Consider the following 23,761-nt stretch of genomic DNA (forward strand, 5'->3'; position numbering starts at 1 on the left):
GCCCGGGCGAATGTCCTATCAACGGGCCGTATCCGCCACTTTTTAGTCGTCATCGTCTCCGTGCCGTTCACTCCATCCCTGCCTTTCCCGCACACGCGCCTTGTATTCCTCCGGGTCATAGCGGTACTCAGACAGTCGCTCCAGGAGGTAGTAGACCTCTCGCTTTACCCTGTCGGCCTGCTCCGGAGCGGTGTGTGTCCCGGCCAGGTCAACGGCCAGTTTCCCGGGCATTGCCATGAGCATGGAGCGCAAAAAAAGGACATGGTCGGTCATAATTACCTCCACGTCCTCCGCTCTGTGCATCTTACCCTGGAGCTCTTTCAGCTCCATTTGCGCCGCCTTGGCCTTTGCCTCCTTGATGTCAACCTCGGCCCTCAGCTTCGCCTCTTCCAGCTCCGCCGTCGTCTGCTTCTTCTCCCGCCCATTGGCCTTGTCCGATAAGTATGCAACATACATCTCAACCGTCTTGTCCCAGTCATAGCGGCGGCCCCTTGGAGTCTCCACGGTTTCCAGCACCCCGTCGGCGGTAAGCCGTTGCACATTTTTCGATGTCATCCGGAACACCTTTGCGACCTGCGCAGACGTCCGATAGTCTACTTTTGCTTCCACGTTCATACCTCCTACCGAAATGGGTCAAAAATGAAAATCAAAAACTAGGCAATTCCTGGGCTCGCGAGCACCACAGCCGCCATTTCCCGCTGGAAGTACCTACGACACGCCGCCGTTGCTTATTTGCCGCCACGCTACGCCGTTTTTATTCTTTCTTGGTGTCATATCATAGGCCAAAGAAAAAGAGCCGTCACGCGGCCTTCTATGGCCTTGTTCAGCTCCCGTTCCCCTTTGCCTATATAAAGTAGATGTTCTATATATACATACGATATACACAATAAGAAGATATATAGTATAACTCGCGCACGCGCACGCGCGAGGGCTGGCAATGCAGCTATGCACCCAGTAGCCCCAGTGCGTTGGGGTCACACTCCAGGGAGCCCAATGCTCTTATAGAAGTCCTGGGCCATGCGCTTCTTGATCTCCTCTAGGTCTATGGTAACAGTCATGCCCTCAGCAATCTTGATGTCCCGGTAGTCGTGCTTTACGGCCACAGGCTCTATCATGTCGGCTACGATCGGAGACTCTACGCTTGCGGCCATGTTCTTCTCGGGATAATACATAAGCCCCTCCATGCGCTTATTCTGGCATGTGTCCTGGAAGGGGCACTTCCGGCATCCGCTCCACATTCTACTCAGTCCCATGTCGTCCTCCTATTTCCCCATATACCTCTCCATGTAGTGATCCATCCGCTTCTCCAAGCCATCTCCTATTACCCGCTCAATGTTCTTTGACGTTCTGTGCCCACTAACCATTTGCGGAAGAGATACGGTCTTGATAGCTTCCACGTCGCTCCTATTCTTGCTCTTGCGCTGGAATGGGATGTACTGGGTCTTTTCCGCCGATCCCGCCCCCGTGTGCATGAGCATGATGGGGGAATGGTCGCTTTTTTGTGTACCCTCCCTACGGAAGTTCTTCCCGAGTGCCGCCCTCTGCTTCTTGGTCATTTTCTTGACCTTGCCCATGGTGGCACGCTTTCCATTAATGAAAGTCGCCTTCAAGGTGTAGCTGCCAGCCTTCGGCACAGTGGGGGACATGGAGAAGTGTGTGGGCGTCAGCGCACTTCCGGTATAGGTGATCTGGACGTTTTCCAGGCTGTCACCCCTCACCCTTACCTTTCCTACCTTCTGACCGGTGATCTCAGCCTTTTTGACGCCGTAGACCTTTGACACCTCTGCCGCTATCCATGGCGGAACGCGCTTCTTCATGTCTCCTATGGTGCTGTTTATGACCTTCTGAGGGGCCTTCCCTAGCGCCTTGAGCTGCTTTTGCAGATTCTTCATGTCCTTAATCTGGACAGTGACCGCCATTTTGCTCACCCCTCATTTCGTTAGGTCTGTCCATCACGGCCACAATGCCTCGCTTGGTCAGGATCTCGTGAATGATCAGGCGGCCCTTCTGCGTCCACTGGGTGGTGATTCTGGTGTCCGGTCTGCCATCCGTGTGGATGAAGTGGAATGTGCTGGACTTGGTGTATCCCTTGCCCATATGCCTGCGGTAGAGAATCCACTGGCCGTTGACGCAGTGCTGGAGCCCCTCCTCGTGGAGGATCCGGTTGAGCCGCTTGGCACTCATATCATAGTCCGCTGCAATCTGCGTGGTTGTCATGGTGCCGGTGCTGTTGAGAATTGTGTCGATATACTGCCGCATGGGTTCGAACTCTGCGATGACCTGCCGCTGCTGCTCGTTCTCAGCCAACAGGGCCAGCTTCTCCTCCTCCGCATCAGCCAGAGCCCGCAGGGCTGAGGGGTAGTCCTTTGGCAAGGCTGGGCTGCGCATCGTCTCCCGCATCTTCTCAAAGGCGGTGACATAGGCTGCGGTGAACAGAACACCCTTCTCTCCGGTCATCTTGTTTGCCACCATGTCACATCCCTTTTTGGTCAGGAGGTAGCAAGGCCGAGTCTCGCCTTTGCTGTCTTGATAAGTGTGAGGGATAAAGAAATCTAACGAGCGGAATTTTCCGTTGGTTAAATGCTTCATGTAGCCATTGACTTTTTCGAGCAAATCAGCGTGGCGAACGTTTGTCATCTCGGCCACTTCCCGGCTGTCTACTACATCTTCGCCCTTTAAGCTGACTACCTGTAATTCTTTCACGCGAGAGGCCTCCCTTCAATTTGAATGGAGAGGAGGCGGGGGATTGCCCGCCATGCGTTTCCTCTCGTTTTGTCCGCCCCTGCCTCTTGCAGCATGAGAGCGGCATATAAAAAGCCCGCAGGAACGCTTCCTGCGGGCTTAATCTGTTCTGTCGCTGATTCAGCGCCCTTCCCGTATCGGCTCGGGAGGTTGGCCGGTGGGCAACTATACGCCCGTCCATCCAGGCGTCGGAGTATGAGAAAGGCCGCTCCAGGTTCCCCCGTGCGGCCTTTTCTGTATTATGCGGCTTGTCGGCCGCCTGGTGCTCCGATGGTCCTATGGTACACCCAAAACAAACCATCATTCAATGACATTTGCTATCATTTACTGACATTTACTATCAAACATTTAGATTTCTCTTAAACCAGTGCGCGAACTGCCAATTCCTACAAGTGCGATATGCTTTGATCTTCGCTTTTGGATGCTCCATGTCTATATAGTCCTCAGAAATCGCCAGCTGCTCAGCGTCCGCTATGTCCACCACGATCCCGTTACTCTCATAATGAACCGACTTCCCGGGTGCCGGTCTGAATGCAAGGTGGAAGTTATTCTCCCATCTGAACGGCTGCGCCACGCCGCAAAGGTAATAGACGGAATCTTTCAGGTCAAGCCCGTGGACGGTCTTTCTTCCTGGTGTGATCCGCTTATCATACTCACCGATCAGACTCCGGGCACAGTGCTGTGATAAGTCCACCGCCTCTACTGTTTTGAGCCATATATATTTGAAATCTGCGTTTATGGATAGGGTGTTGATCCTCATTGTTCTGTTCCTCCTGTAATCTTTTTTGCCGCATAGATTGCGTTATCGGTCAATTGACGTTGCCATGCCCCCTGAGAAGGGGCCCACCGGAATCCCCGGCTCTTGAGGTCCTGCTTCATGTCATCGTCTGGACGGTCATCAAGGATAATCTGGAGCCGGTTCAGCTCGGTATTGATGACCACCTCACCGCCGTCAAACTTCCAGCCCTCCGGCACGTCTCCGGCTTTCAGCTTCTCCAGTTCCTCAAGTCTGGCCTGTACCCGCTTGATCTTCCCCCGCAGGCTGGTCAACTCAAAGTCAGGTGCCGGGCGCTGTGCAAAGGCCGGGGCCTCAGCTATTGCCTTGTCCATGCGGGCGGCGGCCTCATCGGGCATATCCCGGAAGCCCTTCATGGTCTTATGCTTCCGGTAGTGGGCGTTCATGGCCTTGTCCGTCTCCAGTCTATCTTTCAGCCGCTGGAGCTGGTCCTCCAGCAATTCCCGAGCGTGCGGGTCGGCCAGATCCACGGGACCGGTGCCGATGCTCTTGATCCTGCTGAGAATCCCCTGAATCTCCTCGTACTCTTTCCACAGGGAATCCTCACGGGCGTTCTGACGGTTCTTCTTTCTTGTGGGAAAGTTGCCCGCACCGCATACCAAAACGCTGGGGCAACTTGCCCCGTTGCGGTTGTAGTCGTTGGTCCACTGAGCCAGTCGGCGGGCGTAGGCATCCAGCAGGCCGTCCAGCTTTTCGTGATAGTACGGGCTGACGTTCTTTTTCTTGTGCTCCACCAGGGCGGAGGCCTTGTCAACGGCGGCCCGGTATTCATTGGTGGCACGGTTCTCGGGATAGTCCCGCATGGACATCATTTCATGGGCACGGCGGGCGGTGTTCTCGTCGATTGGATAATACTTCATAGTTCTTTCTCCTCTTAGCGTGGTTTTGCCCTGCCATCATCAGGCCGGGTAGGGCAGTTCCCGGCGACGGGCCGGTGGGCCCGTTTCGGCTTATATCTTCCATCCTTTTGTGGTCGTCAGTGTGCCCCCTCCTTGAATGGCCCCGCCGATGGTCTGCCCATCGCGGGTGACGCCCTCATAATGGTCCAGGTAGAGCAACGCCCTTTCATTACCAATCAGCGCAGCATCCGGTTGAACTCTCTTCGGATCTCCTTAGCACACTCGGTGTCGATGTCCTCCAGGTAAGTGACCACCTGGCAGTGGATGTCGATCCGGTCATTGACCTTCATCATGCGGACCATGCAGGTATTCGCGCTTGGGATCTCCATAACCACCACAACGATCTGTCCCTTGTGGACCACGGGAGTGTTTGCCTCCTCCGCCATCTTCATAACATCGCTGTATCCGAAGCCGGCTTTCAGACAAGCGCCTTCCCCGGTGATTCCAAGCTTTCCACCATCATCCAGAAACAGCTCTCCGTGGGTCGTCATTCCCTCATACCTCCGGTCTTTTCTGTCCCAGGCCACGCGCACCCGACATCCCTTGGCGTATCGGCTGCCCTCAAATGGCCGGTTCTCCATGTTGATTCTCAAAACCGGGTATTTCCCGAAATTCATTGCCGCACCAATTTCATGCCTATCAGTCAAGTACATCATTTCAATTTCCTCCCGGCCAGTGGCCTGTCGCTCTATCTTTTCGGCGTATTGCCATGTTGTAAATTCCTTACACTTTGGTATAATGGGGGCGGTTGGTGTAAGGTCCAACCGCCCTTTGGGGTTCGGGTCTGCGGGTTGCTTGCTACGGCTGCCGCAGGCCCTTATTTATGCCTTGACCTTGCTGTCCCGCACAATCTTTGCCGCGGTCTCGGGGTCTTTGGCGGTCGCTTCAATCAGTTTTGCGATGGTTTCGAGGTACTGATTGAGCTCGGCTGTGGTCATCTGATCCATGTCCTCCCTCCTTTCTTAACGGGGTCCGCCCCGTCCTTACATGTATTATTGTACATTATCGTGAACATATTTTCAATAGACAGTGTACACAACAGTGAACATACATTATTGTTCATTATGTACATTTACGTGAACGCCTCAAAAAAGATATAATAGGCTCTGGAAAGGTGGTGCTCAAATGCCTATTGTTTATGACAAGCTGTTCGACCTATTGGCCCTGAAAGGGCATAGCTCAACCTACTGGCTCCGTCAGAACGGCGTTCATCCGGCAACTGTGAATAAACTAAGAAAGGGAGAGCGAGTAAATACAGATACTATTGAAATGCTCTGCCGTCTGTTGGATTGCCAACCCGGAGACATTATGAGATATGTGCCTGATATGTAAGAGAAGGCGGCCCGCCTGGGCCGCCTCTTTTTATGTCCTATTGAGCGATGAGGCAAACGCTTCTACAAACGCCGACATCCCGTCGCAGATGGCCCAGGCTACCCGTTGAAGCTTCTCACCTACCAACTGAATAACATCGAGGACATCCGGCAATGATGTGTATGCCATATATGCCTTTTCGTAGCTCACGCGGCCACCTGCTGCACGATCCGCGAGTTCGTTCGCCTCGTTCCGGCTGATCTTCCGTGCCATCAGCAGCTTTACAAAACGCTTTCTTGTCATTTATTGATCCCCCTAATATTCTGGAGGGCCCTACCATGCAGCCTATATACCGCCTGCATCTGGCCCTCATCATCGTCACCGTATATCGCTATGGCGACGTCTCTCCATGGCATCAGGCGGCTGTAATCGCTGTCTGTATAGCGCAGGCGCAGCACCTCACGTTCGAGCGGGTTTTCCAGTGAATTGATAGCGGCGTCAATCCGTCGCATTTCCGCACGGTTCGCCTCCAGAATTGGCCTGATTTCTTCCTCGTATTCCATGCGCCGGATGACGGCATTTGCCATGCGGTCACTATTCCCGCCAGTGTGCTGTGAACCGTCCCCCATCCTCGACGCCGGGATCAGCTCCTCGTTCTTGAGTCGCTCCAGGCGCTCCAGCCGGTTCCGATTCTCGCGTCTTAGATGGATATAGTTCATAAGTCTCTTTTTGGTGATAGGTTCCACCATGCTGTTGATTCCTCCTGATTTATCGCCCTGATACTATGTCAATGTGATCCCCGCCTCCTCTTCCAGGGCGGTCATCAGGTCATTGATTGATACATACCCTCTCGCCACACTGTCAGATAGATAGTTGACCTCTCTCCACAGCCGGGCAAGCCTCACCTTTCCCCACCCCTCTTTGTCCCTGAGCGCCGAAAACATGATGGCAAAGGCATAGTCAACAGCATTGTTCTCGGCCTCCCTCTTTGCTTTCTCAACATCCGCCTTTGTCGCTGGCTTCCGGTGTGGATTCACTCTTTTGCGCTTTGACATCGTTCCTCCTCCATTTCCACAGCAAAGGACAGGCGGCATAGGGCGTGAGCCAGATGATCGTTACTCTCATCACCAGCCATCCAGGCGAAAAGATGGGTGAGGGCCCGTCCCACATGTTCCTCCGCTGGAATCAGCTTATAGTTGTCCTTTGGGTAATGGTGGAGGGCATCCGCCTCATACCGCACTCGGGAGAGGGCCAGCATGGCCCGAGGCGGGAGCCATTCGGACTTATATGGCCGGTGGTGCTGCCTGCCGCCCTGGCCGTTGGTTGTGACTTCGGTTTCTTTGGAAAGCCCGGAACCCGTGCAATTTACATTCAATGTTGCTCAATCCTTTGCAATTTTGTTTGTTTCGGCCGCAGTGATGTTTTGTCTCACGCCTTTGGCTCATACAGCCTGCAAAACGGTCTCGGGATATTTGCGATTACAACCTTGTCTTTTGCTCTGCACAAAGTTTCTGTCCCAATGCAGTTCAATGGCATCATCAAATCTCTCAAGTGCTTGCAGAATTTACAACGCCGGTGCTTTTTGCGCCACTCCAGAACGGTCATCCTCGATCACCTCGGCTACAAAAGTCATCATCCGTCACAAGGACACACCCGGAATCCCGGTTGCAACATCGCTTCCCGAACTCTTTATCGTAGGAGCTCTTCTTACACTCCCGGCAGCGGATCCCCGGAACAGCGTTAACCGTTGGAGCTCTGTGCAAATCCTCCAGCTTTATAAACCACTCGCTTTTTGGAAAGCATCCGCCTATTACCTGAAAAGAATATTTCTTCTTCCTGTTAAGTACGTCAGCATCAATCAGCCTCATGAGCTCCTCCGTCCATCTTTGCTCCGCAGTGAGGGCAATATAAATACTCCTCATTTCCTTTTAATTCCAAGTGCTGACATACTGAACACTTACAACTGATGAGTCCTGTTGACTCCCACCGTCCATGAACTACCGGCGCAACGTCGGCGGCGGGTGCGTGGGCAATTTCAGCCCATGCCGCTACGTAGTCTCCGCTTGTGCGCTTTACCACATCTAAGGCAAAGCTGCGCTCAATGTACTCAGCCATCTCCAAACATCTCCCAGTCATAGTTCTCCCAATAAGGGCAAGTCCCATTTCCCCCGGTCTGGTACACATCTGCATCCTCGTTGGTGCAGACACCATTATCGTCCCACCAGTGGCACGTCCCGCAGGTCTTAACCATCCCGTTATCCTTTCAGCGCAGCCTCGGCGGTTTCACGGGTGAGCTTTTCAGCCACAGCGTCCGCAATATACCGCGTCACGGGATTGTTATGATAGAAACAGGTATTCATCGAGGATTTAAGCGCATTTTCTCCGTCCTTATCCGTGTACCCACCAGCTTGCAGCACCACGCACCGCCCGTCCCGGTCCGCCTCGGCCAGTTCGCGGAGACGGTCCAGGTCGTATTCGTCGCCCAGGATGTCCTCGATAGCTGCAAGGCGGTCTATAACATCCGTTATTTTCATTGTCTGCTGCAACGGTGTAGCTCCATCTTTGTTTGCGATTGCCGCTCGTCCATCCTTTCTCCATATAGTTAACCGATCCATGCTCATTCCTCCTCTGCTGGCTGGCGGAGCCAGTTCAAGCGGCACTCTTTGCAACTCACTCCATCGCAACGGACATCATCGAGGTCTCTGATGCAGATGCCTGCGCCTAAAAACCATTTTGCCAGCTCCTCATTGCTCATGGGCCGGATTCGGTCGGCGTTAGTGACGATCTTCGGCGCATATGCCCCGCAAGGCCACGTTAGACCAGATCCAGTTCGACAATCGTCATATTTGGTACAGCTCTGGCATTTCATTGATTGCCCCCCTCTCCCTCCGGTAGGCAGCTTCCCGGTGGCTCCAGCAGCGGCATCCAATGGGTGACGCGCTGATATTTTTTCTTCGCCCATGCGGTTTTACCTCGGAATGTATCCATGCCAACCCGTCTCTCTGGCCTAACGCTGTCCCAATAGCATGGGTGGTACACAACCAGATATTCTCCTGGAGCCTCTGGCAGCCTATCATCCACGCTCACCCACGCCTCCCGTTCGATGTTGGCGGGAGGGTAGGCGTAGGCAAGCCAAGTCTTTCCGTATGTGTCCTTATCCCCAAACCCCTGGGACGCTCCAGCGCAAGCGATAAACCAGCATTGGCTCATATTAACAACGCGCACGATAAACCATTCTCCAGGCTTACCGCTTATAAGTGATACGCCCCAAACCGGCTTCCCGTCCATATTCCGCAGCTGCTCAAGCGTCAAAGGATCATTCCCGTACCCTCTCACCGCCTCAAGGCAGGTCTCCAGCACGCTGATCTGCTCCGCCCACTCAGGAGTCATAGGGCACCCGTTGATCTTTGGAGCGCGGCGCAGTGAACGCAGCTCCCATTCCAGCCAATGGATGGCTTTCTCTCTTGATTCAGTCGTCATGGTTGGCCTCCTTCGCCTTCTTCGCAGCCTCCAGGCACTGTTCGCACTTCTGGTACTCCCCCGGGAGCCATGCGCCGAACAGGGTGCATTTCGGTAAGTTCCGCTCAACCGGCGCTTTCCGCCCATGGGTCCGGTCCCGGTGGGTGTGATACCGGCAGGCTTCTTTACCCCAAAAATCCCCGGCATAAAGGCACCGATCTTCAAGTCGCTTATCATACGGGATCTCATGCTCAACAACTATCTTCATAGCTTCCTTTCTAGCAGCCCCCACCGTTTCAGCATGGACCGGATGGTGCTGCGTTTCAGCCCTGTTTCTCTCATTATTCGCCTCATCTGACAGCCCCGCCCCCACAACTCCCGGACCTGCTTCTGGATCTCCGGGTCCTTGGATGGCATATGTCTCCTGCCAGGGCCTGGGCAGTGGTCACAGGTCTCAGGTGGATGGGTGCAGCGCTCGCAGGCGCGGATCTCATCGGCGCATACCGCCATCAGTTGTCCCTCCTGTCTCCAAATTTGGCCTTGAACTCCGGGCAGGTCCCTCGTTCACACAGTCGGGACGGGTGCGGGCACTCCATCATGCAGAAGGCGGCCCACTCTTCTCTCGATTTGCGCCGGTCGCCGTCGTGGAACTTCTTCCCGCGCCCCGGCTTAGTTCCGCCGCTAATTCCGGCCCTAAATGGATTGAGTTGTTTCATTGGCGTTCCCTCGCACATCCTGCCCATCTTTCAGGATGACATATTTTTTATTCAACCCGCGCCGGACCCGGCTCACCGTGGAGCGGAATGACTGCGCCGATATGATCCCGAGTTGCTGCATAATTTCATCCCTGGTCCCCTGGGCCAATAGCTCATCCGTAGCGGCGTGGTACACATGCCAGTAGGCCGCACTCCACCCCCGTCCGCTATGGTTCGCCGGAAGGTTGTTTCTCTCGCGCCAGCGGAACACAACTCCGTGAGATAGTCCCATTTCCGCCTCAATAGCGATGTCTGACATGCCCTTGTTGTACCTTTGCATGATTTCCAGCTCCCGCCCCATGCGGGAAGGGGGTTTTGGCGGGGCCATGTGCTCCAGCACCTTGAATGGCCCCACAGCGACACCCCATGCCTCAGATGCCCACGCCCGGTATTTATCACACCAACCGTCGCCATATGGGCATGTATCCGGGTCCTGGACCCCGTCCATGCGCCTGCATAGCTCACATGTCCAACATGGCACGGTATCGCTTAATTTCATATCGTCCTCCTATTAAATCGGGATCGTCATTTGCCAGTCCCCTGGGGCCCTGGTTATCGTGATCTCCGTCCTCGGGTTCTCTTTGTCGTACAGTACGCGGCTCCCGTCATGGGAGACCACGATCTTACTGTTATCGTCCGCGATAATTCCCGCCTCCACCAGCAGGTCGTCCACGGCTGCCAGCAGGTTCAAGCTGTCCACCCGTCGGCGCGTCTGCATATAGAACAGGCACTTGATGTTGATTTCGCAGTCTATCGGCCGGGGAGGGCGTGGGCGCAGATACCACACCGCCCGCTCGGCATATTCGTCGTGGGCCTTGCCCTGCCGGATGAACTGCTTCTCCTTCTTTCCACACACCGGGCACTTCCGGCCCGATCCGGCGATCATCTGGTGGTTCTTCTTTGTGCGGGGATCTCCCTTGATGATGTACTTGATCTCAGCCATATGTCCCCCTAAATCCCCAGCAGCCGGTTCCGCTCTGCATAGTGGTCAATGACTGCCCGCCGCCTACGGCTTGTCCCGTCGATCTTTACCGGATGGCAGAGCTCAAGCACACGGTCATAGATCCGCTGCCGCTGCATATTCTTCGGGTTCTTGATCTCCTCCAGCGGAATGTTGGTGGTCACGATCAGCGGACGGCCAGCTCGATAGCGGGCGTCGATGATGTTGTATACCTGCTCCTGCATATACTCGCTCTCACGCTCCACTCCCAGGTCGTCAATGATAAGCAGGTTGTTCCTGTTCAGGCCGTTCAAGTATTCCTGCCGCCCCTCAAAAATGGCCTGCATATCATTGATGATCCGTGTAAAGTTGGTCATCTTAACAGATACCTCTTGCTCAAGAAGAGCATTCGCCACACATGCAGCAAAGAAGCTCTTCCCCGTTCCTACCGGCCCATAGAGCAGCAGCCCTATGTTCTTCTCCCACATTTTCCGGAATCCGTCGGCATAGCGCCGCATGGCATCGGATACCACGGGGTTCTTCCTATCATCATTTTCAAAGGTGCAAGCGGCGTCAGCCTCTTCCATGAGGCTTATCCTGCGGGCCCGTTCAATCCGCGCCGCCTTTTCTCTTGCCTGTTCTGCCTCTCTGGCCTCTATCATGCACTGGCACATAACCGGGACCGTCCGAATCGTCCCGAGTACATCAACCCTCGTCTGGCGGCGGGTGCGGCATTTTCCGCAATACATCAGGCCATCCTCTCCCATGTAGTCGCCTGACTGCATGGGAGGGGCCGCAACTGCTATTTTGTCAATAACGGACTCATACAGCCCCATCATGCTCATTCCTCTCAGTTTGGTATAAAGTCCAGGTCATCGTTCCGATCCGGCCCGCCTTGGCCCTGGTGGTGGTCGTCATAGTTCCCGTCAAGGACCTTCGCCATATTGGCATCCTTGATGAGCCAATCAAAAGATGCTGTCCAGTTGCGGTTGTTGCGCCCCTTTAAGAAGCTGCTTTTCTCCGCCTTTGTGAATAACGTCTCAAAGTCCTCCAGCGTGTAGCCGCTGACAAATCGGGCCTTGATTGCCTTTCTACGGGCATCAGAAAGAGCCTTACAGCGCGGAAAGGATTGGCAGATTGTGTTATATAGGCTTTTGATAGTCTCATATGGTGCAGGGGCAGGGGCAGGCGGCTCGTCCGCCGTTTCCCCCTCTTCACTCCCCTCACCTAACCTATCCTGACCTAACCTATCCTTACCTAACCTAACCTGTGTCTCCAACCTGGACACATCATGTATACATTCTGTATCCATGACCGAATATGACTTGTTTTGCTTCACAACAAGGGAGGCTCGTTCATCTTTGTAGACGGTTGGTTTGAACCGGTCCTTCTGGATATAATTGTGAATAAGCCAATGTTTGATAACGCAGACTCCGCTCTCAAACGGGATAACAAATCGCTTTGCAATCAAAAGCTTTACATCATCGTCAGACGCTCCGGTCATGCGCTGGATCTTCTTCGGGTTGTTCACGAACCCCTCATCATCGGCCCTCATAGACAGGTGGAAATAAAGGGCCTGTGTTGAGAGCGGCATATCTAAAAAAGCATCGCTATCAATAATTGTCTTTGCAAACATCCTACGCTCCGCCATGGTTTACCTCGCTTCCAATGGGGGCGGAGTATCCCGCCCCCACATTGAAGTTACTCTTCCGCTGTTTCATCGGAAGGCACACCGCCTTCACAGTCAAAGAACTCATCAAAGCTGTTATCTCCGTCAGGATCTTCGGCGTCCTCTTCCACCAGCGCGGGAGAAGGGGAATTGCTCTCAACCACGCCGATCTTGTCGGCAAAGAACGCTTCCTTGTACGCAGCGTTCAGCTTCTTCGCAAGCCCCTTTACCTTGTTCATAAGGGCGTCCGACATGACAAGGCGGCTGTCAGTCTGAATTTTCAGACCGTCCAACTCAAAGATGAGCCGGAGCTTGGCGTCTCTGCTGGACACGCTGCCGTCGGTGTTCTCAAAAAGGGCCACCTGGGCCTCCGGGCTTGCATCCTGGGAGATCGTCAGCACCACGGGATAGGAGCGGGTGCGGAAGGTATGGACAAGGTTGTTTTCGGCCAGAGTTTCGGCCAGTTTGTTCTCGATCTGTGCTACATTCGAATATGCGTTCATTGGAAAACCTCCGTGTATTTGAGTTAGAACGGCAATTCGCCGTCATCTTCGTCGATATTCTGGAACCCGCCGGTGGCCGGTGCGGAATACCCGCCGCCATATGACTGGCCGCCATAGCTTCCAGCGCCTCCGCCGTCGTCTTTGGGCTTGGAGTCTGCAAAGTACATATGATCGGCCACCACCTCGGCGGTACGGCGCTTATTGCCGTCCTTGTCGGTCCAGTCGCGGAGCTGGAGCCGCCCTTCCACCACGGCCATACGGCCCTTTCGGAAGTAGCGCTCGGCAAGCTCTGCCGTATTACGCCAGGCCACGATGTCGATGAAGTCCGTAACCTTCTCACCAGTCGCCTGGTCCTTGAAGTCACGCTCCACCGCCAGGGAGAATGACGCAACGGCTGTGCCTCCCTGTGTATGCCTGAGTTCAGGGTCACGGGTAAGGCGGCCCATGAGGATGATTCTATTCAGCATCTATCAACCATCACCAAAGAACGCGGCTTCGGGGTCCTCCTCGTCGGGCTGTCCACCAGTGATCCGCGGGTCAATCACCTCGCCAGTGCTCTCATCCACGCGAATGGGCGGCTCTTCGGTGACCGGCGTCACATCGAGAATCGTATCAGGTACGCCCATTTCCTCGGGTGCGTACATACTGCCCAGGTCCTCGGGGAACGCCTCGCGGAGCGCCTGGGTGAGCGCCACCTTGCGGATCATGGTGCCGGGCTTCGCCTTCCAGTTGGAAGTCGGCTCCCCGTTCTTCATCTGGACGTATTCGTCAAACTGGACGGTGATCTCGACGGGGTGCTTGTACCCCTTCACATAGACCGTCGCCCAGCCGCCCACCAGGGCCTCGTTCTCCAGGTGGATGGTCCCGATCCGGTTCTCCAGATTGCCGTCCGACTTGAGCACAACAACGCCCGCCTGCTGCCCTTCATAGTTGGGGTTACGCATGGCCCGCTTGGTGATGGCATCCTTGCCGACAACCATCGTCGCCGGACTATTACCGTACTTGATGAGGTACGCTTCCCGCAGGAAGGGGTTGAGGCGGTTGAACTTGCAAAGGTTCAGGAACATGACCACCTCTTGGTCGGACACGTTTCCGTTGCCGTTCACCAGATAGTTGCGAATGATGGCCGGGGACAGTTTGACCGTCTGCCCGTTGACCTCGAACTCGACAACCTTGTCGTTGGCCTTCCTGCCAATAAGAGAATTAGAAACTGCCATTTATTTTCCCTCCAAAATATTGATGAAATTGTGAATCCCGCGCCGGTTGGAGCCCATGATCTTGCCGGTGGATGCCCAAAACTGGCGCAGCTTACCTTGCGAGTCCCAGGCGTGGAAGTGCCCGATCTCCGCATTTTTCAGAGCGTAGCGGATGCCGTGTTTCTCGAACTCGCGCTCCGCATATGCGATGCGCTCAGGTGTCTTTGCCACTCGCTCGCGGTGGTTCTGCTTTGCGTGCTCCCGCAGGGCGTCATATAGCTCGTCCCTCACAGTTACACCCTCTCAGGCCGGATGCCGTTGGCCTTCATGTAGTCGCCCAGCCCCTGGAGCTGTGTTCCAGTCACCCGGATGCGGAAGGTGATGACGTGGATCTTCTCATGTCCGCTGTCGCCGCTCTGACGCGCCGCAGGGGCGCTTTCAGATCTGGCGGGTGTACGGGTATCCGTTGCAGATTCGGCGCACCCAGGGCCGCCAAAGCGCACTACATCGCCAGGCCGGAGACCATCAAACGCGCTAGGGGTGCCAGCGTCCACTACTCTGCGCCGATCCTGCTCAGCCTTAAACCGTTCCAGTTCCTCGCGCCGCCGGATGATCCGGTCCTTTTCAGACAGCGCCGCCGCAAGGTCGAAATCCTTTAGGAACACGCCCTTGACCTGCTGTGCGATGTCAGCCTCAAGCCCCAGGGTGTCGATGGAGGCCAGCCCCGCCTCGATCTTGTCAATCTTCCGGCCCAGCTCGTCGGTGATGGTCGCCATAGTCGTGGTGACATTCAGCCACTTGGGATTGTGCAGGCGCTCATAGGGCACCAGAGCCGCCAGGTTCCCGATCAGGGTCCCATAAAGCTCCTTGATCTTCTCCTGTTTCTCCTCCTTGCGAGCGGATTCGTATGCCTTGACCTGGGCGTCGATCTCGGCGGACTGTTCCTTGACCATGCCCTCCAGCTCTTTGGCCTGCTCCTCAAAGCTCTCATATGGCTGGAGATACATGGCCTTCATTTCCCGGCGCTTGACCGCGATGGCGTCAGCCAGCTTGTTCAGGTTGGCCCGGTCCTTCTTGGCCTGCCCAATGGTGTCCTCGGTATAGACGCGGCCCTTATAGGTGGCCAGGCCGTCCTCCAGCCATGCCTTGACCTCTGGATAGTTCCATTTGACTGCCGGGAGTGGCTGGCCGTTGGTAGGTTCATAGATTTGGATTTCCATATGCTTTTGTCTCCTTTCGCGTGGTTATCGGTATCACTTGAAAAAGTCGTCGAACAGGCCGCCGCCGGGAGTCGCGGGCTCTGTGATGTGCCGGAGCTCCCCATGGAACTTCGCCACTTCTTTCTCGGGCACGTCCACCCGGCAGACCCGGGCCTCGGAATCGCCCCATTTGGTGGGCACCGTCACGACATCGCCCACACTCAGGGGCACGTCTGCTCGGTAGGTGTAAGCCGCGCCAGAGTATCCGCTGCCGTACCGGCTACGGAACTGAACTTGAACAAGATCTGTCATTGGTCAATCCTCCTTCCGTTGATTATTTCGTCTGCTGACCACCCACAACGGAGGCGCTTATATACAGTCGTTCTAGATATGTGAGCAATCTCTGCAAAATCGGATAATGTATACTTCTGGCCGTTGTAAGAAATAAAGTTGCAGGTCCTTCGGTTCTTTTGCTGCGTTACATTGTCCTCCCACCTGCAATTAGAAGGCTCATAGTCACCATCTGGATCTATTCTGTCAATGGTCAAATTGTCTTGATAGCCATTACTCACGGCCCAAGAATAGAACGCATCAAAACTATTTCTCCACTCGTCACAGACAGTAATCCCACGGAGACCATAGTCTTTGTAGCTATGATGCTTTCGGTTATAGCATCTAGTTTTCATTCCAGACCAAATCCTATATAGACGGGTCTGCTTTCCGCTTTTGTCAAACGTAAGGCCATGTGTTCTGTGGCCTTTGGATTTACTACATCCACAACTTTTTACTTTCTGAGAAGTTAGGTCACTAGTGCGAATGTTTTTTTCTGTCCCACAGTCGCATTTGCACAGCCAAACAACTTGATGATTGGCCCTTATTCCAGTGTCTTTGACAACGGTCAATCTTCCAAACTGTTGGCCGGTTAAATCTTTCTTTGTGCCCATACAATCACCCTCTAACTAGCTTCCCTGCCTGACTGTCCTCCAGGGCGTACAGATAAGCCATTGCGGCGGTCTGTGCCCTGATGCTCAGGCTATCAATAATCCGCGCAGCCTCAGCCGCAAAGGCGGAGAGCTGTACGCCGTTCTGAACACTCACATTATCGCCGCTATTCCCGCACACGACCGTGGAGCAGTTCGCATTGATCGTGTAGTTGTTGACCACAGTTTGCATCTTGCTCGCCTCCTGCGCCTTATGCGATCTTCTCATATCGGCTTTCAGGTCTGGCGCAGAATTCAACTTCATAGCCCTTCATGCTACTACTCATGTAGTCTGCCTTGACAATGTAGTACCTGCCATCGAACTCGACCTCAGTAACAATGCAGTTCACAAAGTTGCCTTCTCGACCATACTCAACGCGGATAGCATCGCCAGTCGTGAGATTGGGAGCCTTGATGCTGATAGCCTCGAACTTGACCTCAGCCCACGCCTTCTTGAAGGCGGCGCTCTTGGAGTAGTAGCCGGTCTTGACCAGGGCGTTGGCTCTCTTGCAAACTTCGCTTCTCATGCTCATTGTTCTGTCTCCTTTGTTCCGGGTGTTCCCCCTTGCTATGTCCCCATTATATATACTTGCACACGTATATTCAATAGACATACCGTACAATATTGCACACGTATATTTGTTGAATTTATATACTTGCACACGTATCATAAATGGAAGTATAATATTTAAGCAAGGAGGGACAGCAATGGACGAGAAAAAGAGTAACGCAAGCACTAGGGCAAAGAACAAGTACGCCGCAAAAACCTATGATCGAATCCCGATACAGGTCAAGAAGGGGCACAAGGAAATCATCAGCGCCAGGGCCTCAAGCCTTGGCAAAAGCACAAATAAATACATCTGTGATCTGATAGACGCAGACCTAAGAGAGGCCGGGGAGTAATCCCCGGTTTCTTTTTGTCCTAAAGCATTCCTATATCGTAGGGAGCAAAAGCGGCGGTTCCCGGTCTTTCAGAACGTATTCATTCCAGAACTTGACTTCCTGCTCCAACAGATAGGCAAGGTCGTCCTCTACTTCGGCCCGCTCAATAAAGTAACTCTGCCTAGTGGTCTTGATCGCTCCATCCCACTCCCTCTTGAGCTGCGCGTGTAGCACGGCAAAATCCCAGCCAGTGGCAAGGAGCTGGTGCAGGATCTGGACATAGTAGTTGTCAGGTATTCCATCCTTCCACTTTTCCCGGGCGATGCTCCGCAGGATCTCGGAGGTTTTGATCTCCAGCACCCCACGGCGGCCTGTATCTTTCTCCACAAGACGCCCGTCCAGGGTGGAAAACAGCCATGGGTATTCCGGGTTGTGTACCATATCGAATACCCCGCCATAGCTCACCTCGTAGCGGTCAGCATAGTCCAGGGCAAACAGGTCACGGATTGGCCCCTCTGCTGCGTGCCCATAGGCAACGTGCGCGTTGCTGGATATGTCCGCCGCTTTTTTGCGTCTGGTCTTGATCTTCCAGAGGTCGGTGTTGCTCATGTACGGATTGCATCCGACAATCGCGCTGGCCTCGCTGGCCCCGATCCCATTCAGCCGTGCCTTTAGCCATTCGGCCTCTGTGGTGATGGTCAGCTCCATTTTTTCGATGCCTCCAGGACAGCCGTAGCGTATCCCCGGGCCCCGGTATCATGTCCGGCGTTATAGGCCGTCAGGGCCGCCTCCATGTCGCCGTCATAACGGTCCAACTGGTAGGCCAGGAACTCCATTCCGGTGGTGATGTTCTCCGTCGGGCTCAAGCCGCTCGGGAAATACTCAGGGTTGAGCTGGGCCAGGCCATAGCATCCAGAGGTGCTCAACGCATCCGGGTTGAAGTCGCTTTCCGTCTCAATCAGCCCCAGGGCCACATGGTAGGGAATCCCGTTGGCATCGCAGGCCGTGTGAAGCGCGTCCTGGATCTCAAAGCTCAGCGGGACATCCTCCCGGAAATACCCTTGCTCCACAAGGGCGGATTCAATCAGTTCTGCTTCCATCGGGTTCTCACTCACCTGTGCCTCCTCGGCTACTTCCAGCACAAGCTGAACTGACTCAGGAGTCATTTCAGGACCCATCTTGGAAACATCCGGTACCATAGTAGCCGCCTGGGCCGCCAGAGCAAGCGACACGCCAGCAATAGCCCCACACCCTACGCCAACCATAGCCGCGATAATTGTCGGCTTAAATCGGCTCCTGTGCTGTGTCTGCACGGGAACAGACATCTTAATCAATCGACCGTCGGCCAGATCCTCCACCTCGTCGATGGTGTAACCTTTCCGCAGGTCAAGCAGTTTCTTGCTTTCTCTTTTCATCCTCGGTTCCTTTCTCTGCCTTCGGTATGGCCCGCATAGTGACTGTGCAGCCGTATTTCTCGCTGAGTATGTCGGACAACTCAGCAAAAAGCTTGTTGACCACATTGCATTTTTCCTCTTGGGTCATCTGCATTCCGAACATGGTAGCTCCTTTCTGTGATTTTTTTCACACTGGTGCATGGACTAGGAGTTATCTCCGGCTCTTTGAGTTGTTTCGCCACTCATAAAGCGCTCAAAGTCCTCCTCCTTGATGATGTAGTCCCGGCCACTGGGACGACTGGCTTTCAGCTTCCCAGTCCTGCACCAACTCCAGACTGTTTTTATTTTTCTTCCCGTCAAAGTCGCTATATCAGAACAGGACAAATATCTGTTTTGCACAAACTCACCCCCCTCTATGTTCTTTTTTGTTGCCTTTTGTTCCGTTTAGTGATATTATAAGTATGTAGGCATTTTAAATATCACTTGTCGGATTCCGCAGACGGAAATCTGGGTGGTTTTTTGTTGCCTTATGTTCCGTCTACGACAATAATAACACCTGTTTGTTACGTTTGCAATACTTTTTGTTTCTTTCACGTTACATTCGTAGACAATCAACAATTTCAACAGGGGTGATTGTGTGTTTTATGAACGTTTTGCACTACTGTGCGAACAGAATGATGTAAAGGAAACTGCGGTGGCGCGGGAATTGGGTATGGGAGCGTCCGCTCCAGGTCGTTGGAAAAAGGGCTCAACACCCGATTTGGTTAACGCAAAAAAAATCGCCGATTACTTCGGCGTAACAGTTGATAGCTTGATTGGAGATAGTGTTCCGGGTACGAACACCGCAACCAATGTGTCAAACTCTTCCGTTGTTCAAGGCAACACTGGTGACAACGTAAGCATAAACAATGGGGCTGCCCAATCAGGGGAGGATACTCTTACCGATCAAGAGCTTGAGATCCTGCGGATATTCCGCAGCCTATCGCCCAGGGGGCAAAACGAAATGATGACACTCGTTTTCAATTTGGAGGACAAATATAAAGAAAGCTAAATCAGACGGCGGGAGGGTAGACCAAAAATGAGCCCGCGAGGACTGATTTTTGTAGAGGAGAGTTGTGATTGGGAAGCAGTATATGAACGTGTAAATAGAATTATTGTGGAAAGTGGACTGACGCGCCATAGAGTGGCTAGGATGCTCGGGCTCAATCCAGAGAGCCCGACATGGGTCCGTGACAAAGCCGCATTGCCTCCGTTAGAGACAACGTATACGGTGGCGGCGTTGTTGGGTGTACCTGTTATATGGTTGCTGACAGGAGATGGTCCCGCCCCACAGATCGGACGGCCTCAGTGCAACATGAGGCGCGGCGTTTCGGCGTCATCATCCGATGTATCGGAGAGCTCCGTTGTGCAGGGGAACTCTGGTACTGTTGTTATAAATAACATCGTTGCATCAAGCGACATCCAGAAGGAATTGTTTCGGGTATACAGCTTGCTCCCGCTGAGGGATCAAGTGGAGCTGTTGACCTACGCATACCGTCTGGAGGACAAAAAGGAATTACATAGAGGTTTTAGGTAAGGTTTATATGTTTTCAAAGTTCATTCGCATGATTTCTCCCAAAGCCGTATTAGCTGATGGAAGCACTTCTGCAAGTGAAATCCACATTCATAAAAGTACAGTTATGGTTGGTAACAGTGGGGATTATGTGTCAATGACAAACGGATCAAGCTCAGAGCCAGACAACCAGAACGGAGCCGATGAGCTGGAGATCCTGCGCATTTACAAAAAACTGAGTATTCGCGGCAAGAGCGAATTCATGCTTCATGTGTTCTCATTTGAGGACAAATATGACCAGGAAGAGATATAAAAAAGCCCTGCTCTGATGAGCAGGGCAAAAATTGAGGGTGGGTGAATGACAAGAAAGACATATGTAAAGTGGCTTATGAGCTGCGGCTTTCCACGGAATGAGGCCGAGGTCATGGCTATCACAACCAGAGAAAAAGGGATCAGCTATCTGGACGATATGCAGAGCCTCCAGAGAGGCGTTTCCGAAATTCTCAGAGGTATAGAACGCTTCACCCCGGTTCAGCTCCAGGAGTTCTTGGATGATGAATGGTATCGTGATGATGAAGAAGAGATATGAAAAAACCGTTTGAATAAGCAGAGTTAGAACGTAAGGGATGTTGTTTTATGATAGACGCTATTCTTGGACTTTTGGTCGTAGTCGCAATAGCCTATGCAATAGTCAGAAACAAAAAGGAGAAGAATAGAGAATCTAAGCAAGAAGTATCAAAGGCAGCAAGCGTTGAAACAAGCCCTGTCATTAAAATTTCATCTGACACAACATCGTATGAGGTAGATACCATGCTTGCAGAAGGTGAGGATATTTCTTTTGTAGATATCGGATTTAAGAGCGAGTCCGGAGGATATGTAAACTGGTCTGTCTATTCTATTGCCGGTAAAAACCCCGCTACAAATAGGCCAAAAACAAAAAGATATGAAGCCAAAAGCAAGACCTGTGCGGTTCAGATGGCGGAGGCAGACGGGCTGAAAGGCCCATTTGATATTTCAGTTCTCCCTCACCAAGAAGAGAACGAAAAGAAGAAGTATTTCCTTGATAAACTGAATGAGTATGGAGTTGTCCCTCCAGATGGGGCGGTCGTAGATGACCTGAGAGATATTTTGAATAGAGTCAGGTGGTCCAGTGACATAGTTTCTGAAAAAGAAGGACAGGATGGGGTCTTATATAGAAAGGTTCGGCCCATCAAAGGGCCGAGTGAAGGACTTGCAAAATATGCAGATGCAATGGGTGTTCATTTCTCAGCATATGTATCTGGGGATGCGTTGTTCAGCCAAACGGTTTATATTTTGACAGGCATAGAAAAGGCCGCTTTTTTTGCATACTGTGTTCTGTGTAGCCAAAGAAAGCACGATATTGGAGACCCTAGAACGTCGGAGTATGCGTCAAAGTTGTATGAGTTCGCAGATGCCGCAGTCAAGGACCAAGCAATTTATAAGTCAATCGTTGGCCGCGATACAGATGACTACCTTCATCCACACAAGGGGTCAAAGGCATATAAGGCAGTTGCAGATTTTTTCGGGTTATAAACAAAAAAGCCCCCCAGGTGCCTGAACACCTGGGGGGCTACTGCAAAAATCACACCACGCTAATGGAGACTGCTTTTTGCGTCTCTGAATATATCAGAGAATAGGGGATTTGTCAATGAAAACAGAAATAGACCGCATTATCAGAGTGGCCCTTTACATACGGGTATCAACCGAGGAACAGGTGCTGCACGGATACAGCTTACAGGCGCAGGAGGATGAACTTCTCCAGTTCGCAAAGGAAAAGAAATACAAGGTCATCGGGACATATCGGGATGAAGGTTTCTCGGCCAGAAAGCCCGCATTAAAACGGAAAGTCATGCAAGAACTACTCAAAGATGTCAAGGCCGGGAAGATAGACAAAATTCTCTTCATCAAGCTGGACCGCTGGTTCCGTAATGTCCGGGAGTATCACGTCATCCAATCCATCCTGGAGGCCAACGGCGTAACATGGCAGGCCACAATGGAGGACTACAACACGGAGACGGCTGACGGACGACTCAAGGTCAATATCATGCTTTCTGTGGCCGAGAACGAGGCCGACCGGACATCTGAGCGCATTAAGTTCGTATTCCAAAACAAAATCAACCGAAGGGAATATCCATATGGCCGTGCTCCGTTCGGCTACGTCGTGGAGAAGGTTGACGGCCTGCGCAAGCTAGTGAAGGACCCGGTCACCGAGGCTGCCATGACGGCATTTTGGGAATATACCATGAAATATAATAGCGTCCGCCGCGCCGGTGCTATGGTCAACGAGGAATTCGACACAAACCGCGCTGCCAAGGAGTGGCTGCGCACTGGCCGGAATGAGATATACTGCGGAACATTCGAGAATATCCCCGACTTTTGCCCCGCCTATGTGAGCCGTGAGGATTGGGAGAAGATTCAGGACCGAAAGAACAGTATCAAGAAAGCCCGGGCGTGGAACGTGTATCTTTTCAGCGGGCTTATCCGGTGCCCCGTGTGCGGGCATACGCTCAAGGCGACGTATAAGACATACCCGAATGACCGGACTATCAAATACAACGCATACCGCTGCAACCATGGCCGGGATAACACGGGATGCACATACAGATCCAGCGTGTCCGAAAAGAAAACGGAAAAGTATCTGCTTACTCATATACGCGAAATGTTGGAGGAGTATATCGTACAGGCAGGGCTTGAAACTGCCAAGGCAAAGAAAAAGCGCGTCATCAAGTTTGATGTCGCCAAGGCAAAAGAACAGCTCCGCCGCCTGAATGTTGCATACTTCGCCGGAAACATAGCGGACGATGAGTATACATCAATGGCAACGAAGCTAAAAGAGGATATTGCAAAAGCTATGGAAGCGCATGACCAGGAGGGAAAAGCCCCCGATGTTGGGAAACTGAGATCATTCCTTGATACGGACTTTGAGGCAATCTATAATACGCTCGAAAAAGAAGATCAGCGCCGCTTATGGCGCTCCATCATCAAGGAGATTCATGTGGAAAACAATCAGGTAACTGGCGTTACTTTTAACGCCTAATTTTCATAGTATTTTTAGGGACTAACATACCGTTTACGGTGGAGACCCCCGCGCCGCCGAAAAAGACGATGCGGCTGCTCCCGTCGATCCAGTCCTGAAGTGTTTCCAGCTTGCTTGTTTCCATGTGCGCGCCTCCCTGTTCCATGAATCGTGGATCTGGTTCCTTCCTCCTCATTGTACCCCCCCTGTCCCAAACCCGCAAGCCCCAGCGCAAAAGGGCGCGCACCGGAACAAAACCTCCGGTACGCGCCCTTTTCTCATTCTTTCCGCTGGGAGCAGTCCTTCCCGCAGGAGGAGCAGCCACAGCCACAACCGCAGCCGCCCTTCCCCCGGATCTGACGGCTGATCTGGCGGACCACATACCAGACCGCCCACACCGTCAGGGCCGCGACAGCCCCATAGATGATGTATTTCATAGCATTCCTT

Annotated in this window: 41 protein-coding genes and 1 other RNA gene; 9 read left to right on the top strand and 33 right to left on the bottom strand. The window is 53.1% G+C overall.

The window, feature by feature from the left end; all coding sequences use genetic code 11:
- Window positions 1–42: 42 nt before the first annotated feature.
- The 9 genes from GPK94_RS11145 to GPK94_RS16295 all read right to left on the bottom strand — a co-directional run bounded on the left by GPK94_RS11145 (window position 43) and on the right by GPK94_RS16295 (window position 5,384).
- Window positions 43–609 carry a protoporphyrinogen oxidase gene (locus GPK94_RS11145; protein WP_346728026.1) on the bottom strand — a complete coding sequence of 189 codons (567 nt, stop codon included), beginning with the start codon at window positions 607–609 and terminating at the stop codon, window positions 43–45.
- Window positions 610–974: 365 nt separating this feature from the next.
- Complete coding sequence (locus tag GPK94_RS11150) at window positions 975–1,253, bottom strand: hypothetical protein (RefSeq protein WP_215655817.1); 279 nt, start codon at window positions 1,251–1,253, stop codon at window positions 975–977.
- Window positions 1,254–1,262: 9 nt separating this feature from the next.
- Window positions 1,263–1,919: a hypothetical protein gene (locus tag GPK94_RS11155; protein WP_215655818.1), complete on the bottom strand. Its 657-nt coding sequence runs from the start codon at window positions 1,917–1,919 to the stop codon at window positions 1,263–1,265.
- Window positions 1,897–2,703 (bottom strand): phage regulatory protein/antirepressor Ant, encoded by an 807-nt coding sequence (locus GPK94_RS16430; protein ID WP_215655819.1) that lies wholly within the window; start codon window positions 2,701–2,703, stop codon window positions 1,897–1,899. The genes GPK94_RS11155 and GPK94_RS16430 overlap by 23 nt, the downstream gene beginning before the upstream one ends.
- A gap of 379 nt (window positions 2,704–3,082) precedes the next feature.
- A complete protein-coding gene (locus GPK94_RS11165) occupies window positions 3,083–3,502 on the bottom strand; it encodes a hypothetical protein (protein ID WP_215655820.1) in 420 nt (139 codons plus the stop codon).
- Window positions 3,499–4,398, bottom strand: a complete 900-nt coding sequence (locus GPK94_RS11170) for a hypothetical protein (protein WP_215655821.1) — start codon at window positions 4,396–4,398, stop codon at window positions 3,499–3,501. Before GPK94_RS11170 ends, GPK94_RS11165 begins: the two co-directional genes overlap by 4 nt.
- Window positions 4,399–4,422: 24 nt before the next feature.
- Window positions 4,423–4,489: hammerhead ribozyme type II (locus GPK94_RS11175), an RNA gene on the bottom strand.
- A gap of 124 nt (window positions 4,490–4,613) precedes the next feature.
- Window positions 4,614–4,928 (bottom strand): hypothetical protein, encoded by a 315-nt coding sequence (locus GPK94_RS11180; RefSeq protein WP_215655822.1) that lies wholly within the window; start codon window positions 4,926–4,928, stop codon window positions 4,614–4,616.
- Between the two features lie 330 nt (window positions 4,929–5,258).
- A complete protein-coding gene (locus GPK94_RS16295; RefSeq protein WP_256447363.1) occupies window positions 5,259–5,384 on the bottom strand; it encodes a hypothetical protein in 126 nt (41 codons plus the stop codon).
- Between the two features lie 178 nt (window positions 5,385–5,562).
- Here GPK94_RS16295 and GPK94_RS11185 point away from each other — a divergent pair, with 178 nt between their 5' ends.
- Window positions 5,563–5,769, top strand: a complete 207-nt coding sequence (locus GPK94_RS11185; RefSeq protein WP_215655823.1) for a helix-turn-helix domain-containing protein — start codon at window positions 5,563–5,565, stop codon at window positions 5,767–5,769.
- Window positions 5,770–5,799: 30 nt separating this feature from the next.
- Here GPK94_RS11185 and GPK94_RS11190 read toward each other — a convergent pair whose 3' ends face one another.
- The 3 genes from GPK94_RS11190 to GPK94_RS11200 are packed head-to-tail and all read right to left on the bottom strand — an operon-like array spanning window position 5,800 to window position 6,803.
- Window positions 5,800–6,051, bottom strand: coding sequence for a hypothetical protein (locus GPK94_RS11190; RefSeq protein WP_215655824.1), 252 nt, complete (start codon window positions 6,049–6,051; stop codon window positions 5,800–5,802).
- Window positions 6,048–6,497 carry a hypothetical protein gene (locus GPK94_RS11195; protein WP_215655825.1) on the bottom strand — a complete coding sequence of 150 codons (450 nt, stop codon included), beginning with the start codon at window positions 6,495–6,497 and terminating at the stop codon, window positions 6,048–6,050. The genes GPK94_RS11190 and GPK94_RS11195 overlap by 4 nt, the downstream gene beginning before the upstream one ends.
- Window positions 6,498–6,530: 33 nt before the next feature.
- Window positions 6,531–6,803, bottom strand: coding sequence for a hypothetical protein (locus tag GPK94_RS11200; RefSeq protein ID WP_215655826.1), 273 nt, complete (start codon window positions 6,801–6,803; stop codon window positions 6,531–6,533).
- A gap of 44 nt (window positions 6,804–6,847) precedes the next feature.
- On the opposite strand from GPK94_RS11200, the gene GPK94_RS11205 reads away from it, so the two are divergent.
- Window positions 6,848–7,492, top strand: a complete 645-nt coding sequence (locus GPK94_RS11205; protein ID WP_215655827.1) for a hypothetical protein — start codon at window positions 6,848–6,850, stop codon at window positions 7,490–7,492.
- 363 nt (window positions 7,493–7,855) lie between these two features.
- On the opposite strand, the gene GPK94_RS11210 is transcribed toward GPK94_RS11205, so the two are convergent.
- The 16 genes from GPK94_RS11210 to GPK94_RS11285 all read right to left on the bottom strand — a co-directional run bounded on the left by GPK94_RS11210 (window position 7,856) and on the right by GPK94_RS11285 (window position 16,982).
- Complete coding sequence (locus GPK94_RS11210) at window positions 7,856–7,999, bottom strand: hypothetical protein (protein WP_215655828.1); 144 nt, start codon at window positions 7,997–7,999, stop codon at window positions 7,856–7,858.
- Between the two features lie 4 nt (window positions 8,000–8,003).
- A complete protein-coding gene (locus GPK94_RS11215) occupies window positions 8,004–8,363 on the bottom strand; it encodes a hypothetical protein (RefSeq protein WP_215655829.1) in 360 nt (119 codons plus the stop codon).
- Between the two features lie 250 nt (window positions 8,364–8,613).
- On the bottom strand, window positions 8,614–9,228 hold the full coding sequence (locus GPK94_RS11220; protein WP_215655830.1) for a DUF551 domain-containing protein: 615 nt from the start codon (window positions 9,226–9,228) through the stop codon (window positions 8,614–8,616).
- Window positions 9,218–9,475: a hypothetical protein gene (locus GPK94_RS11225; protein WP_215655831.1), complete on the bottom strand. Its 258-nt coding sequence runs from the start codon at window positions 9,473–9,475 to the stop codon at window positions 9,218–9,220. Before GPK94_RS11225 ends, GPK94_RS11220 begins: the two co-directional genes overlap by 11 nt.
- A gap of 425 nt (window positions 9,476–9,900) precedes the next feature.
- Window positions 9,901–10,317, bottom strand: a complete 417-nt coding sequence (locus tag GPK94_RS11230; RefSeq protein ID WP_215655832.1) for a hypothetical protein — start codon at window positions 10,315–10,317, stop codon at window positions 9,901–9,903.
- 156 nt (window positions 10,318–10,473) lie between these two features.
- Window positions 10,474–10,905, bottom strand: a complete 432-nt coding sequence (locus GPK94_RS11235) for a RusA family crossover junction endodeoxyribonuclease (protein WP_215655833.1) — start codon at window positions 10,903–10,905, stop codon at window positions 10,474–10,476.
- 8 nt (window positions 10,906–10,913) lie between these two features.
- A complete protein-coding gene (locus GPK94_RS11240; RefSeq protein ID WP_346728027.1) occupies window positions 10,914–11,747 on the bottom strand; it encodes an ATP-binding protein in 834 nt (277 codons plus the stop codon).
- 5 nt (window positions 11,748–11,752) lie between these two features.
- Window positions 11,753–12,553 (bottom strand): hypothetical protein, encoded by an 801-nt coding sequence (locus tag GPK94_RS16115; protein ID WP_252192601.1) that lies wholly within the window; start codon window positions 12,551–12,553, stop codon window positions 11,753–11,755.
- A gap of 50 nt (window positions 12,554–12,603) precedes the next feature.
- Window positions 12,604–13,074 (bottom strand): hypothetical protein, encoded by a 471-nt coding sequence (locus tag GPK94_RS11250; RefSeq protein WP_215655834.1) that lies wholly within the window; start codon window positions 13,072–13,074, stop codon window positions 12,604–12,606.
- 23 nt (window positions 13,075–13,097) lie between these two features.
- A complete protein-coding gene (locus GPK94_RS11255; RefSeq protein WP_215655835.1) occupies window positions 13,098–13,541 on the bottom strand; it encodes a single-stranded DNA-binding protein in 444 nt (147 codons plus the stop codon).
- Window positions 13,542–13,544: 3 nt separating this feature from the next.
- Window positions 13,545–14,291 (bottom strand): phage recombination protein Bet, encoded by a 747-nt coding sequence (bet, locus tag GPK94_RS11260; protein WP_215655836.1) that lies wholly within the window; start codon window positions 14,289–14,291, stop codon window positions 13,545–13,547.
- Window positions 14,292–14,561 carry a hypothetical protein gene (locus GPK94_RS11265; RefSeq protein WP_215655837.1) on the bottom strand — a complete coding sequence of 90 codons (270 nt, stop codon included), beginning with the start codon at window positions 14,559–14,561 and terminating at the stop codon, window positions 14,292–14,294.
- Window positions 14,562–14,563: 2 nt separating this feature from the next.
- Window positions 14,564–15,490, bottom strand: a complete 927-nt coding sequence (locus tag GPK94_RS11270) for a DUF1351 domain-containing protein (RefSeq protein WP_215655838.1) — start codon at window positions 15,488–15,490, stop codon at window positions 14,564–14,566.
- Between the two features lie 33 nt (window positions 15,491–15,523).
- Entirely contained in the window at window positions 15,524–15,781 is a 258-nt protein-coding gene (locus tag GPK94_RS11275) for a hypothetical protein (protein WP_215655839.1), read from the bottom strand.
- A gap of 636 nt (window positions 15,782–16,417) precedes the next feature.
- Window positions 16,418–16,642, bottom strand: coding sequence for a hypothetical protein (locus GPK94_RS11280; RefSeq protein WP_215655840.1), 225 nt, complete (start codon window positions 16,640–16,642; stop codon window positions 16,418–16,420).
- A gap of 19 nt (window positions 16,643–16,661) precedes the next feature.
- Window positions 16,662–16,982, bottom strand: a complete 321-nt coding sequence (locus tag GPK94_RS11285; RefSeq protein ID WP_215655841.1) for a hypothetical protein — start codon at window positions 16,980–16,982, stop codon at window positions 16,662–16,664.
- Window positions 16,983–17,157: 175 nt separating this feature from the next.
- Here GPK94_RS11285 and GPK94_RS11290 point away from each other — a divergent pair, with 175 nt between their 5' ends.
- Window positions 17,158–17,352 carry a hypothetical protein gene (locus GPK94_RS11290; RefSeq protein ID WP_215655842.1) on the top strand — a complete coding sequence of 65 codons (195 nt, stop codon included), beginning with the start codon at window positions 17,158–17,160 and terminating at the stop codon, window positions 17,350–17,352.
- A gap of 30 nt (window positions 17,353–17,382) precedes the next feature.
- Here GPK94_RS11290 and GPK94_RS11295 read toward each other — a convergent pair whose 3' ends face one another.
- The 3 genes from GPK94_RS11295 to GPK94_RS11305 all read right to left on the bottom strand — a co-directional run bounded on the left by GPK94_RS11295 (window position 17,383) and on the right by GPK94_RS11305 (window position 18,888).
- Entirely contained in the window at window positions 17,383–18,039 is a 657-nt protein-coding gene (locus tag GPK94_RS11295; RefSeq protein WP_215655843.1) for a YqaJ viral recombinase family protein, read from the bottom strand.
- Window positions 18,030–18,530 carry a lytic transglycosylase domain-containing protein gene (locus GPK94_RS11300; protein WP_215655844.1) on the bottom strand — a complete coding sequence of 167 codons (501 nt, stop codon included), beginning with the start codon at window positions 18,528–18,530 and terminating at the stop codon, window positions 18,030–18,032. The genes GPK94_RS11295 and GPK94_RS11300 overlap by 10 nt, the downstream gene beginning before the upstream one ends.
- A 187-nt stretch (window positions 18,531–18,717) precedes the next feature.
- Window positions 18,718–18,888, bottom strand: a complete 171-nt coding sequence (locus tag GPK94_RS11305) for a hypothetical protein (protein ID WP_215655845.1) — start codon at window positions 18,886–18,888, stop codon at window positions 18,718–18,720.
- Between the two features lie 474 nt (window positions 18,889–19,362).
- Between GPK94_RS11305 and GPK94_RS11315 the strand changes: the two genes are divergently transcribed.
- From GPK94_RS11315 to GPK94_RS11340, 6 genes are all read left to right on the top strand, one after another.
- The gene (locus GPK94_RS11315; protein WP_215655847.1) at window positions 19,363–19,776 is read left to right on the top strand and encodes a helix-turn-helix transcriptional regulator; all 414 of its coding nucleotides are present in this window, start codon (window positions 19,363–19,365) and stop codon (window positions 19,774–19,776) included.
- Between the two features lie 27 nt (window positions 19,777–19,803).
- Window positions 19,804–20,301: a helix-turn-helix transcriptional regulator gene (locus GPK94_RS11320; RefSeq protein WP_215655848.1), complete on the top strand. Its 498-nt coding sequence runs from the start codon at window positions 19,804–19,806 to the stop codon at window positions 20,299–20,301.
- 7 nt (window positions 20,302–20,308) lie between these two features.
- On the top strand, window positions 20,309–20,590 hold the full coding sequence (locus GPK94_RS11325) for a hypothetical protein (RefSeq protein ID WP_215655849.1): 282 nt from the start codon (window positions 20,309–20,311) through the stop codon (window positions 20,588–20,590).
- A gap of 111 nt (window positions 20,591–20,701) precedes the next feature.
- Window positions 20,702–20,866 carry a hypothetical protein gene (locus GPK94_RS11330; protein ID WP_215655850.1) on the top strand — a complete coding sequence of 55 codons (165 nt, stop codon included), beginning with the start codon at window positions 20,702–20,704 and terminating at the stop codon, window positions 20,864–20,866.
- 47 nt (window positions 20,867–20,913) lie between these two features.
- A complete protein-coding gene (locus GPK94_RS11335; protein ID WP_215655851.1) occupies window positions 20,914–21,831 on the top strand; it encodes a hypothetical protein in 918 nt (305 codons plus the stop codon).
- Window positions 21,832–21,946: 115 nt separating this feature from the next.
- Window positions 21,947–23,335, top strand: coding sequence for a recombinase family protein (locus tag GPK94_RS11340; protein WP_215655852.1), 1,389 nt, complete (start codon window positions 21,947–21,949; stop codon window positions 23,333–23,335).
- Here the strand turns inward: GPK94_RS11340 and GPK94_RS16300 are convergent.
- Complete coding sequence (locus GPK94_RS16300) at window positions 23,325–23,459, bottom strand: hypothetical protein (protein ID WP_256447364.1); 135 nt, start codon at window positions 23,457–23,459, stop codon at window positions 23,325–23,327. The genes GPK94_RS11340 and GPK94_RS16300 overlap by 11 nt on opposite strands.
- 133 nt (window positions 23,460–23,592) lie before the next feature.
- Window positions 23,593–23,751 carry a FeoB-associated Cys-rich membrane protein gene (locus GPK94_RS11350; RefSeq protein WP_101693715.1) on the bottom strand — a complete coding sequence of 53 codons (159 nt, stop codon included), beginning with the start codon at window positions 23,749–23,751 and terminating at the stop codon, window positions 23,593–23,595.
- Between the last annotated feature and the right edge of the window lie 10 nt (window positions 23,752–23,761).

It is taken from the genome of Pseudoflavonifractor sp. MCC625 (assembly GCF_018784545.1).
In the GTDB taxonomy this organism is placed as follows: Bacteria; Bacillota; Clostridia; order Oscillospirales; family Oscillospiraceae; genus Pseudoflavonifractor_A; species Pseudoflavonifractor_A gallinarum.

Excerpts from the sequence above, each read along its gene's own strand:
- GPK94_RS11215 (WP_215655829.1), bottom strand. The coding sequence starts at position 8,363 with ATGGATCGGTTAACTATATGGAGAAAGGATGGACGAGCGGCAATCGCA.
- GPK94_RS16300 (WP_256447364.1), bottom strand. The coding sequence starts at position 23,459 with ATGGAAACAAGCAAGCTGGAAACACTTCAGGACTGGATCGACGGGAGC.
- GPK94_RS11295 (WP_215655843.1), bottom strand. The coding sequence starts at position 18,039 with ATGGAGCTGACCATCACCACAGAGGCCGAATGGCTAAAGGCACGGCTG.
- GPK94_RS11340 (WP_215655852.1), top strand. The coding sequence starts at position 21,947 with ATGAAAACAGAAATAGACCGCATTATCAGAGTGGCCCTTTACATACGG.
- GPK94_RS11335 (WP_215655851.1), top strand. The coding sequence starts at position 20,914 with ATGATAGACGCTATTCTTGGACTTTTGGTCGTAGTCGCAATAGCCTAT.
- GPK94_RS11185 (WP_215655823.1), top strand. The coding sequence starts at position 5,563 with ATGCCTATTGTTTATGACAAGCTGTTCGACCTATTGGCCCTGAAAGGG.
- GPK94_RS11170 (WP_215655821.1), bottom strand. The coding sequence starts at position 4,398 with ATGAAGTATTATCCAATCGACGAGAACACCGCCCGCCGTGCCCATGAA.
- GPK94_RS11190 (WP_215655824.1), bottom strand. The coding sequence starts at position 6,051 with ATGACAAGAAAGCGTTTTGTAAAGCTGCTGATGGCACGGAAGATCAGC.
- GPK94_RS11275 (WP_215655839.1), bottom strand. The coding sequence starts at position 15,781 with ATGACAGATCTTGTTCAAGTTCAGTTCCGTAGCCGGTACGGCAGCGGA.
- GPK94_RS11235 (WP_215655833.1), bottom strand. The coding sequence starts at position 10,905 with ATGGCTGAGATCAAGTACATCATCAAGGGAGATCCCCGCACAAAGAAG.
- GPK94_RS11325 (WP_215655849.1), top strand. The coding sequence starts at position 20,309 with ATGTTTTCAAAGTTCATTCGCATGATTTCTCCCAAAGCCGTATTAGCT.
- GPK94_RS11285 (WP_215655841.1), bottom strand. The coding sequence starts at position 16,982 with ATGAGCATGAGAAGCGAAGTTTGCAAGAGAGCCAACGCCCTGGTCAAG.
- GPK94_RS11220 (WP_215655830.1), bottom strand. The coding sequence starts at position 9,228 with ATGACGACTGAATCAAGAGAGAAAGCCATCCATTGGCTGGAATGGGAG.
- GPK94_RS16115 (WP_252192601.1), bottom strand. The coding sequence starts at position 12,553 with ATGGCGGAGCGTAGGATGTTTGCAAAGACAATTATTGATAGCGATGCT.
- GPK94_RS11280 (WP_215655840.1), bottom strand. The coding sequence starts at position 16,642 with ATGCAAACTGTGGTCAACAACTACACGATCAATGCGAACTGCTCCACG.
- GPK94_RS11150 (WP_215655817.1), bottom strand. The coding sequence starts at position 1,253 with ATGGGACTGAGTAGAATGTGGAGCGGATGCCGGAAGTGCCCCTTCCAG.
- GPK94_RS16295 (WP_256447363.1), bottom strand. The coding sequence starts at position 5,384 with ATGGATCAGATGACCACAGCCGAGCTCAATCAGTACCTCGAAACCATC.
- GPK94_RS11225 (WP_215655831.1), bottom strand. The coding sequence starts at position 9,475 with ATGAAGATAGTTGTTGAGCATGAGATCCCGTATGATAAGCGACTTGAA.
- GPK94_RS11165 (WP_215655820.1), bottom strand. The coding sequence starts at position 3,502 with ATGAGGATCAACACCCTATCCATAAACGCAGATTTCAAATATATATGG.
- GPK94_RS11305 (WP_215655845.1), bottom strand. The coding sequence starts at position 18,888 with ATGTTCGGAATGCAGATGACCCAAGAGGAAAAATGCAATGTGGTCAAC.
- GPK94_RS11200 (WP_215655826.1), bottom strand. The coding sequence starts at position 6,803 with ATGTCAAAGCGCAAAAGAGTGAATCCACACCGGAAGCCAGCGACAAAG.
- bet (WP_215655836.1), bottom strand. The coding sequence starts at position 14,291 with ATGGCAGTTTCTAATTCTCTTATTGGCAGGAAGGCCAACGACAAGGTT.
- GPK94_RS11195 (WP_215655825.1), bottom strand. The coding sequence starts at position 6,497 with ATGGTGGAACCTATCACCAAAAAGAGACTTATGAACTATATCCATCTA.
- GPK94_RS11350 (WP_101693715.1), bottom strand. The coding sequence starts at position 23,751 with ATGAAATACATCATCTATGGGGCTGTCGCGGCCCTGACGGTGTGGGCG.
- GPK94_RS11320 (WP_215655848.1), top strand. The coding sequence starts at position 19,804 with ATGAGCCCGCGAGGACTGATTTTTGTAGAGGAGAGTTGTGATTGGGAA.
- GPK94_RS11240 (WP_346728027.1), bottom strand. The coding sequence starts at position 11,747 with ATGAGCATGATGGGGCTGTATGAGTCCGTTATTGACAAAATAGCAGTT.
- GPK94_RS11330 (WP_215655850.1), top strand. The coding sequence starts at position 20,702 with ATGGCTATCACAACCAGAGAAAAAGGGATCAGCTATCTGGACGATATG.
- GPK94_RS11300 (WP_215655844.1), bottom strand. The coding sequence starts at position 18,530 with ATGGTACCGGATGTTTCCAAGATGGGTCCTGAAATGACTCCTGAGTCA.
- GPK94_RS11255 (WP_215655835.1), bottom strand. The coding sequence starts at position 13,541 with ATGCTGAATAGAATCATCCTCATGGGCCGCCTTACCCGTGACCCTGAA.
- GPK94_RS11210 (WP_215655828.1), bottom strand. The coding sequence starts at position 7,999 with ATGGTTAAGACCTGCGGGACGTGCCACTGGTGGGACGATAATGGTGTC.
- GPK94_RS11180 (WP_215655822.1), bottom strand. The coding sequence starts at position 4,928 with ATGACGACCCACGGAGAGCTGTTTCTGGATGATGGTGGAAAGCTTGGA.
- GPK94_RS11270 (WP_215655838.1), bottom strand. The coding sequence starts at position 15,490 with ATGGAAATCCAAATCTATGAACCTACCAACGGCCAGCCACTCCCGGCA.
- GPK94_RS11250 (WP_215655834.1), bottom strand. The coding sequence starts at position 13,074 with ATGAACGCATATTCGAATGTAGCACAGATCGAGAACAAACTGGCCGAA.
- GPK94_RS11155 (WP_215655818.1), bottom strand. The coding sequence starts at position 1,919 with ATGGCGGTCACTGTCCAGATTAAGGACATGAAGAATCTGCAAAAGCAG.
- GPK94_RS11290 (WP_215655842.1), top strand. The coding sequence starts at position 17,158 with ATGGACGAGAAAAAGAGTAACGCAAGCACTAGGGCAAAGAACAAGTAC.